General features: G+C 38.2%; 10 protein-coding genes and 1 other annotated feature. All 10 genes read left to right on the top strand.

The features are described 5' to 3' along the window. Positions 1–19: 19 nt before the first annotated feature. Positions 20–251: a binding site (T-box leader), on the top strand. A 103-nt stretch (positions 252–354) separates the two neighbouring features. Then, the gene (ileS, locus tag GKP30_RS17970) at positions 355–3,117 is read left to right on the top strand and encodes an isoleucine--tRNA ligase (RefSeq protein ID WP_216830853.1); all 2,763 of its coding nucleotides are present in this window, start codon (positions 355–357) and stop codon (positions 3,115–3,117) included. Positions 3,118–3,269: 152 nt separating this feature from the next. Beyond that, positions 3,270–3,920: a TraR/DksA C4-type zinc finger protein gene (locus tag GKP30_RS17965; protein WP_216830852.1), complete on the top strand. Its 651-nt coding sequence runs from the start codon at positions 3,270–3,272 to the stop codon at positions 3,918–3,920. 166 nt (positions 3,921–4,086) lie between these two features. Further along, complete coding sequence (lspA, locus tag GKP30_RS17960) at positions 4,087–4,554, top strand: signal peptidase II (RefSeq protein ID WP_407928637.1); 468 nt, start codon at positions 4,087–4,089, stop codon at positions 4,552–4,554. Further along, entirely contained in the window at positions 4,554–5,459 is a 906-nt protein-coding gene (locus tag GKP30_RS17955; RefSeq protein ID WP_216830850.1) for an RluA family pseudouridine synthase, read from the top strand. The genes lspA and GKP30_RS17955 overlap by 1 nt, the downstream gene beginning before the upstream one ends. Before the next feature lie 264 nt (positions 5,460–5,723). Further along, positions 5,724–6,272, top strand: coding sequence for a bifunctional pyr operon transcriptional regulator/uracil phosphoribosyltransferase PyrR (gene pyrR / locus GKP30_RS17950; RefSeq protein ID WP_216830849.1), 549 nt, complete (start codon positions 5,724–5,726; stop codon positions 6,270–6,272). A gap of 177 nt (positions 6,273–6,449) precedes the next feature. Continuing rightward, a complete protein-coding gene (locus GKP30_RS17945; RefSeq protein WP_216830848.1) occupies positions 6,450–7,748 on the top strand; it encodes a solute carrier family 23 protein in 1,299 nt (432 codons plus the stop codon). Positions 7,749–7,969: 221 nt separating this feature from the next. After that, on the top strand, positions 7,970–8,857 hold the full coding sequence (locus GKP30_RS17940; RefSeq protein WP_328703182.1) for an aspartate carbamoyltransferase catalytic subunit: 888 nt from the start codon (positions 7,970–7,972) through the stop codon (positions 8,855–8,857). A gap of 3 nt (positions 8,858–8,860) precedes the next feature. Continuing rightward, the gene (locus GKP30_RS17935) at positions 8,861–10,144 is read left to right on the top strand and encodes a dihydroorotase (protein WP_216830847.1); all 1,284 of its coding nucleotides are present in this window, start codon (positions 8,861–8,863) and stop codon (positions 10,142–10,144) included. Next, positions 10,141–11,229, top strand: coding sequence for a carbamoyl phosphate synthase small subunit (locus tag GKP30_RS17930; RefSeq protein ID WP_216830846.1), 1,089 nt, complete (start codon positions 10,141–10,143; stop codon positions 11,227–11,229). The genes GKP30_RS17935 and GKP30_RS17930 overlap by 4 nt, the downstream gene beginning before the upstream one ends. A gap of 20 nt (positions 11,230–11,249) precedes the next feature. Continuing rightward, positions 11,250–14,438, top strand: coding sequence for a carbamoyl-phosphate synthase large subunit (carB, locus tag GKP30_RS17925; RefSeq protein ID WP_216830845.1), 3,189 nt, complete (start codon positions 11,250–11,252; stop codon positions 14,436–14,438). Positions 14,439–14,513: the final 75 nt, after the last annotated feature.

Genomic DNA, 14,513 nt, shown 5'->3' with positions numbered 1-14,513 from the left:
TTCGTCTCAAACTGAAAAGATGGAAACTATGATAGGGAGAGTACCTTTACCAACCTTCGTTATAGCGAGTCAGGGGCGGTGGGAGCCTGATATGAAGTGTTAATGGGAAAATCACCCTTGAGTTCTATACCGAAAGTTTTTCTAGTAGGCTATAGCGGTTTATTCCCGATACGAATGAGAGTGAATAATGACAAATTTAAATTGTTATTATTTAGTAGGGTGGTACCACGGGTAACCTTCTCGTCCCTATAAGGCGAGAAGGTTTTTTTTGTTGTCTACCGCTTTTCGAATGTCTAGCTATAGCGTCCAGCGTCTACAGCTTTTCGTTTTACATATTATTTAGGAGGAAACAGAATGGAATATAAAGATACTTTATTAATGCCTAAGACTGAGTTTCCGATGCGTGGAAACTTACCTAATCGTGAACCTGAAATGCAAAAAAACTGGGATGAAATGAATATTTATCAAAAAGTACAACAACGAACAGAAGGTCGTCCGTTATTTGTCCTTCATGATGGTCCCCCATACGCAAACGGAGATATCCATATGGGGCATGCTTTAAATAAAGTATTAAAGGATATAATTGTTCGTTTTAAATCTATGAGTGGATACCATGCACCGTATGTGCCAGGGTGGGATACTCACGGACTTCCGATTGAAACTGCTCTTACAAAAAATAAAAAGGTTAAACGTAAAGAGATGAGTGTTGCTGACTTCAGAAAGCTTTGTGAAGAATATGCACTTGAACAAATAGATCGTCAGCGTGAACAATTTAAACGGTTAGGTGTTCGAGGTGATTGGGAAAACCCTTATATTACTTTAAACAAAGAATATGAAGCACAACAAATTAGAGTTTTTGGTGACATGGCTAAAAAAGGGTATATCTATAAAGGGTTAAAGCCTGTTTACTGGTCACCATCTTCAGAATCTGCTCTGGCAGAAGCTGAAATTGAGTACCATGATAAACGCTCTCCGTCAATTTATGTGGCTTTTCCAATTAGAGATGGAAAAGGTGTTTTAGATGGAGACGAGAAAATTGTCATTTGGACAACAACACCATGGACTATTCCAGCTAACCTTGGAATTACAGTTCATCCTGAACTTGAATATAGTGTTGTCCAAGTAGAAAACGATAAGTTTGTTGTTGCTTCAGGGCTGTTAGAAGCGCTAGTAACTGAATTAGAATGGGAAACTCACAGCGTACTAAAAACATTTAAAGGTGAGCAGTTAGAATACGTAATTGCAAAACATCCAATTTACGATCGAGACTCTCTTGTAATGTGTGGAGACCACGTTACTCTAGATGCAGGTACAGGTTGTGTTCACACAGCACCTGGTCATGGTGAAGATGACTATATCGTCGGTCAAAAATACAATCTAGAAGTATTATGTCCAGTTGATGATAAAGGTGTTATGACAAAAGAAGCTGTCGGTTTTGAGGGATTATTTTACGATGAAGCGAATAAGCCAATCACTGAAAAGTTAACTGAAGTAGGTGCTCTTTTAAAGCTGTCTTTTATTACTCACTCTTATCCGCATGATTGGAGAACAAAAAAACCAGTTATTTTTAGAGCGACGGCACAATGGTTTGCATCTATTAAAGACTTTAGAGAAGAGTTGCTTCAAGCTATTAATGAAGTAGAGTGGATCCCAACTTGGGGTGAAACACGTCTTTATAATATGGTTCGTGACCGTGGAGATTGGTGTATTTCACGTCAACGCGCATGGGGAGTACCTATTCCGATTTTCTACGGTGAAGATGGAGAGCCAATAATTACAGACGAGACGATTGATCATGTTTCAAGTTTATTTAGAGAGCATGGTTCAAATATTTGGTTTGAATGGGAAACAGAGCAACTGCTGCCAGAAGGCTTTACATCTGTCCATAGTCCAAACGGTAAATTTACCCGCGAAATGGATATTATGGATGTTTGGTTTGATTCTGGTTCATCACACCAAGCAGTTCTTGTAGAGCGTGATGATTTACAACGCCCAGCAGACTTGTATCTTGAAGGTTCTGACCAATATCGTGGTTGGTTTAACTCCTCATTATCAACAAGTGTTGCCGTTTCTGGTAAAGCGCCTTACAAAGGTGTTTTAAGTCACGGATTTGCCCTTGATGGTGAGGGCCGTAAGATGAGTAAGTCTTTAGGAAATGTCGTAGTCCCTAATGATGTCATGAAGCAATTAGGAGCAGATATTCTACGGTTATGGGTAGCTTCGGTTGATTATCAAGCTGATGTACGTGTATCTGATAATATTTTAAAGCAGGTTTCGGAAGTGTATCGAAAAATTAGAAATACATTCCGTTTCTTGCTAGGAAATCTAAACGGATTTGATCCGAAAACAGATGCAGTTGCGGTTGCTGACCTACCAGAATTGGATAAATATATGCTTGTGAAATTGCATGAACTTATTAATAAAGTTAACAAAGGTTATGAACAATACCAATTCTCTAACGTTTATCATGCGCTAAATAATTTCTGTACGGTTGAATTGAGTTCTTTCTATATGGACGTTGCAAAAGATACATTATATATAGACGCACCAAATAGTCATGCTCGACGTTCAATTCAAACGGTAATGTATGAGACAGTAGTTGCTCTAGCGAAACTCGTTTCTCCGATTTTATCGCATACCGCTGATGAAGTATGGCCTCACATTCCTGGCATCGAAGGAGAGAGTGTTCAATTAACCGATATGCCAAAAGCAGAAGCATTTACGAATGTAGATGAGCTAGTTAAAAAATGGGATCGTCTGATGAACGTGAGAAATGATGTCTTAAAAGCACTAGAAAATGCACGTAACGAGAAGAAAATTGGTAAATCTTTAACTGCACAAATTGCTTTGTACCCTTCAGAGGACTTAAAGGCAACTTTTGAAAATGTTGATTTACAAAAATTGTTTATCGTATCCCAAGCTGTAATTGGTGGAGAGAAGACTACAGCTCCAGAACATGCAGATGTATATGATGATTTAGCAATTGTTGTTAATAAAGCAGAAGGTGAAACTTGTGAACGTTGTTGGGTTGTTTCAAAAACTGTTGGCCAAAACGAGGCTCATCCGACATTATGTACTTCTTGTGCTACAATTGTTACCGAAAATTATATGGGTTAATTTACTTTGGGGGTTGTCCTGTTTAAGACAGGATGACCCCTTCTTTAATTGACATACATTACAAATGTTGTTTCGGCTAACAACAATCATTTCGGTCACACTAATATTGTACACGTTCATCATCAAAAGACTGTACAAAAAGGGGGAGAAGAATGCGACAATATGGTGATTTAAGACGGGAGCTAGAGCAGCGAAAAGCAACGTTAGAAGAACGAATAAAAGAAGCGGACCATTATGGATTATCTGTTACTTCAAGCTTCTCAACAGGAGAGTTGTCACAATATGATAATCACCCAGCTGATACTGCTACTGACTTATATGAACGCGAAAAAGACATTGCACTCTACGAAAAGTTGGAAAAAGAACTGGAAGATGTCAACTATGCGTTAAATAAAATGCAGAATGGATCCTATGGTGTTTGTGAAGTTACTGGACAACAAATCCCTTATGAACGACTAGAAGCCAACCCGACTGCACGAACTGTCGTTGAGCACTCTAAAGGTCAATTAGCTAATCATCGCCCAGTTGAAGAAGAAGTGTTAGGTAACTTTGATGAGTATAACTTCGATAATCGTGATGACGAGTCTGAATTTGACGCAGAGGACGCTTATCAATCAGTCGCATCTTTTAATGAAAATAGTATGGTATTTGAAGACTCTTCACTCGATCGTACGGGAGAATTAATCGGTTATGTTGAGGAACTGGAGGCATTTGCTTCTACAGATATTTATGGTTATCAAGGTGATGAATCTGTCGATTTTCAAAGAAATCTGCATTACGATCAGTATTTAAACGAAAAATAGAACAACGCTGGCTCTATAAGAGTGTCAGGTCTTACCTGGCGCTTTAGAGTCAGCCACTCTATATTGGATCGACTAATTATCAACGTTTATTTTAAACATAAGACACTTTCATCATTTTATGCTAAAATGCTAACGTATGCATAATGAGATGGAGGAAATGACTTTGATTTGGTTATATTATGTTATTGCATTATTTATTATTTTGTTTGACCAATGGACAAAATGGATTGTAGTACAAACAATGGAATTAGGTGAACGAATTCCACTAATAGAAAATGTACTTTACTTTACTTCGCATCGCAATCAAGGAGCAGCTTTTGGAATTTTACAGGGACAAATGTGGTTTTTCTATATCATTACAGTGTTTGTAGTAATTTTCTTAGTATATTACATTCAAAAAGAAGCTAAAAAAAGCATTCTACTTGGGGTTTCTCTAGGGTTAATCTTAGGTGGAGCAATTGGTAACTTTATCGATCGAGTTTTTCGGGGTGAGGTTGTAGATTTTATTGATACATTTATCTTTACATACAATTTCCCTATTTTTAATGTCGCTGATTCTGCACTGTGTGTTGGAGTTGCTCTGATCTTCATTAAAGTTATTAACGACGAAAGAATAGCAAAGGGGAAGAAATAATGGAGCAATATGAATTTATAATTACTGAGGAACAAGCAAATGAACGAATTGATAAATTAATGACGACTTTTCATTCAGATTGGTCAAGAACTCAAGTCCAGCAATGGATAAAAGAAGGAAATGTTACAGTTAACGGTGACACAATTAAAACAAATTATAAAGTACAGTTAAATGATTTATTGGTTTTAGAAGTTCCAGAACCAGAATTACTTGAAGTTGAGCCAGAACCGCTTGATTTAGATATCGTATATGAAGATGAGGACGTAATCGTCGTGAATAAACCACGGGGTATGGTAGTACATCCTGCACCAGGTCATTATTCAGGAACACTCGTTAATGGCCTGATGTATCATTGTAAAGATTTATCAGGGATTAACGGCGTTATTCGTCCAGGTATTGTTCATCGTATTGATAAAGACACATCAGGTTTGTTGATGGTGGCCAAAAATGATGCTGCGCATGAGTCCTTAGTAGAACAATTAAAAGCAAAAACGACCAAAAGAATCTACAAAGCAATTGCTCATGGTGTCATTTCACATGATGTTGGAACGATTGAAGCTCCAATTGGTCGTGATAAAAAAGACCGACAAAGCATGACTGTAACTGAAGATGGCCGTGACGCTGTTACTCATTTTACAGTACTAGAGAGATTCGATAATTATACGTACGTTCAATGTGAACTTGAAACTGGCAGAACTCATCAAATTCGTGTTCACATGAAATATATAGGATACCCACTAGCGGGTGATCCAAAATATGGACCGAAGAAGACATTGGATATTGATGGACAGGCGCTTCATGCTTCTGTATTAGGATTTGTACATCCTCGTACAAAAGAGGAACTAATATTTGAAGCTCCACTTCCTCAAGAAATGATAAAATTACTAGAAGAATTAAGAAGGTAAGTTATGTGAATTGTTTTACTATTGTTAAATTAGAAAAACAGATTGACTTTATTGTCGAATAGTGGAATAATAACGTTAACAACAATATAGATCCTTTAACTACAGTCCCGTGAGGCTGAGAAGGAAGCGGATTTAAGGTAACATTGGGTGGATTGTGCCCATTTATCGAACATTCACTAAACCTCTCATCATAACGGTGAGAGGTTTTTTGTTAAACCACCGCTTTCACGTTAGGACATACTATTTAGTGTGGAGGTGTTTCACATGGCGAGAATAATTTTAGACGAGCAAGCTATTCGCCGCGCAACAACTAGAATTGCACATGAAATAATTGAGCGGAATAAAGGTATTGAGAACTGTGTTTTAGTTGGAATTAAAACCCGCGGTATATATGTAGCAAAAAGATTAGCAGAACGAATCGAACAAATTGAAGGTGAAAAGATCCCAGTAGGTGAAGTCGATATTACACTTTACAGGGACGATTTAACTGTAAAAACGGATGACCAAGACCCTCTTCTAAAAGGTTCACAAGTTCCTACTGATATTACTGATCGGAAAGTAATCTTGATTGATGATGTGCTTTATACGGGTCGAACAGTTAGAGCAGCTTTAGATGCGTTAATGGATCTAGGAAGACCATCACAAATCCAATTGGCAGTCTTAATTGATAGAGGTCATCGTGAATTGCCAATTCGTCCAGATTATGTCGGTAAAAATGTCCCAACTTCGAAAAGTGAAATTATTACGGCTAAATTAAATGAAGTAGATGAAATTGATGAAGTGAGTATCATTCAAAAGGAAGAAATTAAATAAGACTCTTTAAAGCAGTCCAGTGAGGCTGACAAGAGACGAAAATACACTTACTTGGACTATGTCCTTTTTTAAAGTGTAAAAGCCTCTCGTCAACATTGGACGTAGAGGTTTTTTTAATAATTTCCACCATTTCAACAAAGCTTACTAACATGAGAAAGATTAAGGGAGGAAAATAAAATGTCACAACAACAAGAAATTGGTATTAATGAAGTACCAAGGTTTGATAAATGGTTAACATTTAGTATACAGCACTTATTTGCAATGTTTGGTGCAACCATTTTAGTTCCATATTTAGTTGATTTAAGTCCTGCAGTCGCACTTTTTTCAAGTGGATTAGGTACTCTAGCGTATTTGTTAATAACGAGAGGACAAATTCCAGCTTACCTAGGTTCATCCTTTGCGTTTATTGCGCCGATAATCGCAGCAACAACGATCGGTGGTCCAGAAGGAGCAATGATCGGAAGTTTTCTAGCAGGTATTATTTACGGGATTGTAGCACTTGTAATTAAGGCGAGCGGAGTAAATTGGTTACTCAAAATCTTACCACCAATCGTCGTAGGGCCAGTTATTATGGTTATCGGTTTAGGTCTAGCAGGAGTTGCGATCAATATGGCCATGTATGTTCCTGGTACAGACGAATATAGCGGAACTCTATTCTCGGTAGCTATTGTCACTTTAGGAATTACCATTTTATCAGCTTTCTTTCTAAAAGGATTCTTCGGTCTTATTCCATTCCTCTTTGGGATTATCGGTGGATATGTTTATGCATACTTTATGGGTGTTATAGATTTAACACCTGTAAGAGAAGCTTCAATTTTTGCAGTACCTGATTTCATCATACCGTTTGTCACTTATACACCAAGTTTTAGTTGGCAAATCGCAGCGATTATGGTACCAATTGCAGTAGTAACAATTTCAGAACATATTGGGGATCAAATGGTTCTGAGTAAAGTGGTAGGGAAAAATTTCATTAAAAAGCCAGGCTTACATCGTTCTTTATTAGGAGATGGGGTTGCAACAATGATCGCCTCTGTCCTTGGGGGGCCTCCAAATACAACTTATGGGGAAAATATTGGTGTACTTGCGATTACTCGAGTATTTAGTGTATTCGTTATCGGTGGAGCGGCTGTACTGGCTATGACACTAGCTTTCTTTGGGAAATTTGCTGCATTAATTCAAACGATCCCAACTGCAGTTATGGGTGGAGTATCAATCTTACTCTTTGGAGTTATTGCTTCATCTGGTTTACGTATGTTAATCGAAAATGGTATCAATATGGGATTAAAGCGTAACTTAATCATATCTTCTACTATACTTGTCATCGGTATCGGTGGAGCCTTCATCCAAGTTTCAGATGAAATCCAAATTGCTGGTATGGCACTAGCAACAATTATCGGGATTGTACTTCATTTGGTGCTACCAGATAAAGAAGTAAGTTACGGAACGAAATCTATGTTTGACGATGATAATCAATAATTAATAATTAACTATATAATCAGTAGAAATTAATCATCCTTTAACAAAGGTCCAGAGAGGCTTTGAAGGAGTTAGAACTAGTGGCAGTTGTTTTTTCTGCCTATCTTCAAGAGGATGACTCAATGATTTGTTTATGACATCTAAAAAGATGTGTAAACATTAATGAGCCATCCTTTCTTTTTATAATAAATGAAGTGAAAATTAAGGAGAGGAAGATGATTATGCACGTATTAACGATGCCATTACTAGAGACGAATGAAATTCACCAAATCTTACACGATGCTCAAGCTTTCCTAAATGGTGACCGTTGGATGCCCAACCGAGAAACATTCGTAGCCAATCTTTTCTTTGAACCGAGTACGAGAACCAAATTTAGCTTTGAAGTGGCAGAGAAAAAACTAGGTCTACAAGTTTTAAACTTTGAAGCTCAAACGTCGAGTGTAACTAAGGGGGAAACTTTGTACGATACGGTTAAAACGTTAGAGGCGATTGGAACAAATATTGTCGTTATACGTCATCAGCAAGATCATTACTTTGATGATCTTGTAGGGAGAATTTCAATTCCAATCATCAATGGAGGAGATGGTTGTGGCCACCATCCTACTCAATCTTTACTTGATTTATTAACTATTAAGCAAGAGTTTGGCACCTTCGAAGGATTAAAGGTCGTCATCGTCGGAGACATTAGACATAGTCGAGTAGCTAGATCCAATGCAGAAGTACTTCACCGCCTAGGTGCCAGCGTGTGGTTTTCAGGACCGCGTTCATGGATTGATGAAAGTATCCCTTATGGAAATTTCATAGATATTGATGATGCTGTGGAAATGGCTGATGTAATGATGATGCTCCGGATCCAACACGAACGCCATGCAGTTAAAATGGTGACGACAAAGAGCGATTATCACGAGCAATATGGTTTAACAATTGAAAGAGAGCAACGAATGAAAAAAGACAGTATCATTATGCATCCTGCTCCAATTAACCGAGATGTTGAGATTGCAAGTGAGCTCGTTGAATGTCCACGTTCAAGAATTTTTAAGCAAATGACAAATGGCGTTGCAGTTAGAATGGCAGTATTAAAACGTGCGATCGAAAAGGGAGGACTTTAATAAATGAGAACATTAATTAAAAATGGAAAGTTACTTAGTGAAGCTGGTGAATTAACAAATGGTGATATTTTGATCGAAAACAGTAAAATTATCAAAATCGGTAAGGAACTAGAAGAACAAGCAGATGAAATAATTGATGTTAACGGGAACTTAGTCATTCCTGGAATGATTGATCTGCATGTCCACTTAAGAGAACCTGGTGGTGAACATAAAGAAACAATTGAAACTGGAACATTAGCAGCAGCTAAAGGTGGATTTACGACAGTAGCACCAATGCCAAATACGAGACCAGTTCCAGATACGAAGGAACAATTAGATTGGCTGCAAAATCGGATTAAGGAAACAGCGCATGTTCGAGTACTTCCTTATGCTTCAATTACCATTCGTGAACTAGGTCAAGAATTAACAAACTTCGAAGAACTTGCAGAGAGTGGAGCATTTGCTTTTACAGATGATGGAGTGGGTGTACAAAGTGCAGACATGATGCTTCAAGCAATGAAGGCAGCTGCAAAAATTAAAAAAGCAATTGTTGCACACTGTGAGGAGAACACACTAATCCATAAAGGTGCGGTCCATGAAGGTGCGTTTTCAGAGAAACATGGCATTAATGGTATCCCCTCAGTGTGTGAATCAGTACATATCGCGCGGGATGTGTTACTAGCTGAAGCAGCGGATGCGCATTACCACGTATGTCATATTAGTACAAAAGAGTCAGTAAGAGTAGTTCGCGATGCCAAAAGGGCAGGAATTAAAGTTACAGCAGAGGTAACTCCACATCATTTACTACTATGTGACGAAGATATTTCAGGGTTAGATTCAAATTATAAAATGAACCCACCACTAAGAGGAAAAGAGGATCTTGAGGCTTTAATCGAAGGTTTACTAGATGGAACGATCGATTTCATCGCTACTGATCATGCACCTCATAGTGCAGATGAAAAGGCACTAGGTATGGAAAAAGCACCATTTGGGATTGTTGGTCTTGAGACAGCATTTCCATTGCTATATACAAACATGGTTGAAAAAGGAACGATTACATTAAAGCAATTAGTGGATTGGTTAACAATTAAACCAGCAGAAACGTTCGGCTTACCATATGGAACACTTGTTGAAGGTGTAGAAGCAGATATTACAGTTATTGATCTCTCTAATGAAGAGGTAATTAACCCTGAAACATTCGTATCTAAAGGGAAGAATACACCATTTGCAAATTGGAATTGTAAAGGTTGGCCGACACATACATTTGTAGCTGGAGAGCTTGTTTGGAAAAAGGGGGAGCAGCAATGAAAAGACAATTAATTTTAGAAGATGGAACGGTATTTGTTGGAAAAGCTTTTGGAAGTGAGAACGAAAAAGAAGGGGAAGTTGTTTTTAATACTGGTATGACAGGGTATCAGGAAATTTTATCAGATCCTTCGTATTGTGCACAAATTGTTACATTAACATATCCTTTAGTCGGTAATTATGGAATAAATAGAGATGATTTTGAGTCAATTGAACCTGCTATCCATGGTCTGATTGTTAAAGAAGCAGCAATTCATCCTAGTAACTGGAGATGTGAGGAGTCAATTGATGACTTATTAAAGGCGAAAGGTATTCCTGGCTTAGAAGGAATTGACACGAGAAAGTTAACACGTCTTATTCGTAAGCATGGTACGTTAAGAGGGAAATTATGTAGCATGGAAGTAAATATTGAAGAGGTTGTTAAACAATTAAATTCAACAGAAGAACCAAATGATCAAGTAAAGCGAGTTTCCACTAAAGATCCATACCATTGTCCAGGAAGAGGGCATCGTGTTGTCCTTGTTGATTACGGAGCAAAACATGGCATCATTCAAAACTTAATTTCACGAGATTGTGATGTAATCGTCGTACCTTATAATACAACGGCTGATGAAATTCTTCGTTTATACCCAGATGGCATTATGTTATCAAACGGACCAGGAAATCCAGTAGATGTACCAGAAGGTATTGAGATGATACAAAATTTACTAGGTAAAGTACCGATCTTTGGTATTTGTCTAGGGCATCAATTACTAGCATTAGCTTGCGGAGCAAGATCAGCGAAATTAACATTTGGTCACCGTGGGTCCAACCACCCAGTAAGAGAATTAGAAACAGGAAAAATCGATATCACATCGCAGAACCACGGTTATACAATTGAAAAAGACTCACTTGAAGATACGCGATTAATTGTTACACACGAAGCAGTTAATGACGGAACAGTTGAGGGAGTTGCTCATCTAGACTATCCAGCATTCAGTGTTCAGTATCACCCTGAAGCATCACCTGGACCAGAAGACTCAAACCATTTGTTCACAAAGTTTATTAATTTAATTGAAGAACATAAACAAAGTAAAGTGCGCGTTTAAACAAATAAGGGGGAGACAACATGCCAAAACGTACGGATATAAACAAGATCTTAGTGATTGGGTCAGGACCCATCGTTATCGGACAAGCAGCTGAATTTGATTATGCAGGAACACAAGCATGCCAAGCTTTAAAAGAAGAAGGATATGAAGTAATTCTTATTAACTCAAACCCAGCAACCATCATGACAGATACTACAATGGCTGATCAAGTATACATTGAACCAATTACGTATGAATTTGTTAGTCGTATCATTCGCCAGGAGCGCCCAGATGGCTTGCTTGCTACTTTAGGTGGACAAACTGGACTTAATATGGCAGTAGAATTAGAGGAAGCAGGCATTCTAAAAGAGTATGACATCGAATTATTAGGAACGCATCTTGATGCAATCAAACGTGCCGAGGACCGTGATTTATTCAGATCATTAATGAATGAATTACACGAACCTGTTCCAGAAAGTGATATCGTTCATAATCTCGAAGAAGCTTATAAGTTTGTTGAACGTGTGGGTTATCCAATTATTGTTCGTCCAGCATATACGCTTGGAGGAACTGGGGGCGGACTCGTATATAACGAAGATGATCTCATCGAAATCGTAACGAGTGGATTGAAGTATAGTCCAGTAACACAATGTTTATTAGAGAAAAGTATTGCAGGATTTAAAGAAGTAGAATACGAAGTAATGCGCGATAGTAAGGACCAAGCGATCGTTGTATGTAACATGGAAAATATCGATCCTGTTGGGGTTCACACAGGAGACTCCATTGTTGTAGCACCGAGCCAAACGCTTTCTGACCGAGAATATCAAATGCTTCGTAATTCATCATTAAAAATTATTCGTGCATTAGGTATTGAAGGCGGATGTAATGTTCAATTCGCACTTGATCCAGATAGCTATCAATATTACATTATTGAAGTAAATCCACGTGTAAGTCGCTCATCAGCACTTGCATCTAAAGCAACAGGTTATCCAATTGCGAAAATAGCTGCAAAAATTGCTGTTGGGTATGCATTAGATGAAATCATGAACCCTATTACGAAAACAACATATGCAAGCTTTGAACCAGCGCTTGACTATGTAGTAAGTAAAATTCCACGTTGGCCTTTTGATAAGTTTGAGTCAGCGAACCGGACATTAGGTACACAAATGAAAGCCACAGGAGAAGTTATGGCAATTGGTCGTAACTTAGAGGAGTCACTTCTAAAAGCAATTCGTTCATTAGAAGCTGGTGTTTTCCATTTAGAAAGAAGTGGTTTAGAAACGCTTGAAAATGACGAGTTGGAAAAACGTATTGCAGTTGCAGATGATGAACGTTTATTCGTTATCGGGGAAGCATTCCGCCGTGGATATACTGTACAGCAACTTTGGGAAATGAGTAAGATTGACCGTTTCTTCCTAAACAAAATGGAAGATATCGTGAAGTTAGAAAAAGATTTAAGAGATAACAAAGGTAACATTGAATTGTTAACGGAAGCAAAAGAAAAAGGTTTTGCTGATATAACAATTGCTAAACTGTGGGGCATGGAAGAAGGAGAAATCTTCGACTTACGTGAGCAAGAAGGAGTTATGCCAGTATATAAAATGGTCGATACTTGTGCAGCTGAATTTGAATCTGCAACTCCTTATTTCTATGGAACATATGAAGATGAGAACGAATCGTTCATTTCAGATAAAAAGAGTATTCTCGTATTAGGTTCTGGTCCAATCCGTATCGGTCAAGGAATTGAGTTCGATTACGCGACAGTTCATACGGTTTGGGCAATTAAAGAAGCTGGTTATGAAGCAATCATTATTAACAATAACCCAGAAACGGTTTCTACAGATTTCAGTACATCTGACAAGCTGTATTTTGAGCCATTAACACTTGAGGACGTGATGCATGTCATTAAACAAGAGCAACCAGAAGGTGTTATCGTTCAGTTTGGCGGTCAGACTGCTATTAACCTAGCCGATGGCTTAGCAGCACGAGGGGTTAAAATTTTAGGAACAGCTTTAGAAGACATGGATCGTGCTGAAGACCGTGACAAGTTTGAAAATACATTACAAGAATTAGCTATACCACAGCCATTAGGTAAGACTGCAACATCAGTAGATCAGGCTGTAAAAATTGCTAGTGAGATTGGATATCCAGTTTTAGTACGTCCTTCTTATGTTCTAGGTGGAAGAGCTATGGAGATTGTCTACAAGGAAGAAGAGCTACTAAACTATATGGAAAATGCAGTAAAGATTAATCCCAAGCACCCAGTTCTAATCGACCGCTATTTAACAGGGAAGGAAATTGAAGTAGATGCAATTTCTGACGGTGAAAATGTCTTTATCCCTGGAATTATGGAACATATTGAACGTGCTGGAGTTCACTCTGGTGACTCAATCGCTGTATATCCACCACAAACACTATCTGCTGAAATCAAAGAAAAAGTAATTGAGCGTACGATTTCGTTAGCTCGTGGATTAAAGATAATCGGACTTTTAAATATCCAGTTTGTACTGCATGACAATGAGGTATACGTGCTAGAAGTAAATCCGCGTTCAAGTCGGACAGTTCCGTTCCTAAGTAAGATTACAGGGGTAGCTATGGCAAACCTTGCAACAAAAGCAATCTTAGGTAAGAAGCTCCCTGAATTAGGATACGAAACAGGCTATCACCCTGAAGGAAAAGAAGTATCGGTAAAAGTACCTGTATTCTCATTTGCAAAGCTTCGCCGAGTAGACATCTCACTTGGACCTGAAATGAAATCAACTGGGGAAGTTATGGGCCGTGATTACACACTTGAAAAAGCTTTATATAAAGGGTTAATCGCATCTGGAATGAAAATTCCGAAGTTTGGTTCTGTCCTATTTACGATTGCTGATAAGGATAAGGAAGAAGGATTACAGCTAGTTCATCGTTTCCACCGTATCGGCTATAACATCTTAGCAACAGAGGGTACTGCACAATTGATTAAAGAAATGAACATCCCAGTAACGACCGTTAATAAAATTGGTGCTGAAAAGCCAAATTTATTAGATGTCATTCGTCAAGGGCAAGCTCAATTTGTTATTAATACATTCTCTAAAGGAAAACAACCAGCTCGTGATGGCTTCCGTATTCGCCGTGAAGCAGTTGAAAATGGAGTAGTATGTTTAACATCACTAGATACAGCAGAAGCCTTACTAAAAGTTATTGAGTCGATTACATTTGCTTCTGAAAGTATGCCAGCAATGCAATAAGAAAAGCGAAAGTGCCCGTTTAGCGACGTACGGACTGGAGCCCACCGTATGAGATAAAGGAAACACGGCGACCGT

Origin of the sequence: Alkalihalobacterium elongatum, assembly GCF_019024285.1 — a bacterium.
In the GTDB taxonomy this organism is placed as follows: domain Bacteria; phylum Bacillota; class Bacilli; order Bacillales; family Bacillaceae_F; genus Alkalihalobacterium; species Alkalihalobacterium elongatum.
The sequence above is the reverse complement of the archived record's forward strand: the minus strand, read 5'-3'. Positions and strand labels throughout refer to the sequence as shown.

Excerpts from the sequence above, each read along its gene's own strand:
- carB (WP_216830845.1), top strand. The coding sequence starts at position 11,250 with ATGCCAAAACGTACGGATATAAACAAGATCTTAGTGATTGGGTCAGGA.
- GKP30_RS17955 (WP_216830850.1), top strand. The coding sequence starts at position 4,554 with ATGGAGCAATATGAATTTATAATTACTGAGGAACAAGCAAATGAACGA.
- ileS (WP_216830853.1), top strand. The coding sequence starts at position 355 with ATGGAATATAAAGATACTTTATTAATGCCTAAGACTGAGTTTCCGATG.
- pyrR (WP_216830849.1), top strand. The coding sequence starts at position 5,724 with ATGGCGAGAATAATTTTAGACGAGCAAGCTATTCGCCGCGCAACAACT.
- GKP30_RS17965 (WP_216830852.1), top strand. The coding sequence starts at position 3,270 with ATGCGACAATATGGTGATTTAAGACGGGAGCTAGAGCAGCGAAAAGCA.
- GKP30_RS17945 (WP_216830848.1), top strand. The coding sequence starts at position 6,450 with ATGTCACAACAACAAGAAATTGGTATTAATGAAGTACCAAGGTTTGAT.
- GKP30_RS17940 (WP_328703182.1), top strand. The coding sequence starts at position 7,970 with ATGCACGTATTAACGATGCCATTACTAGAGACGAATGAAATTCACCAA.
- GKP30_RS17930 (WP_216830846.1), top strand. The coding sequence starts at position 10,141 with ATGAAAAGACAATTAATTTTAGAAGATGGAACGGTATTTGTTGGAAAA.
- GKP30_RS17935 (WP_216830847.1), top strand. The coding sequence starts at position 8,861 with ATGAGAACATTAATTAAAAATGGAAAGTTACTTAGTGAAGCTGGTGAA.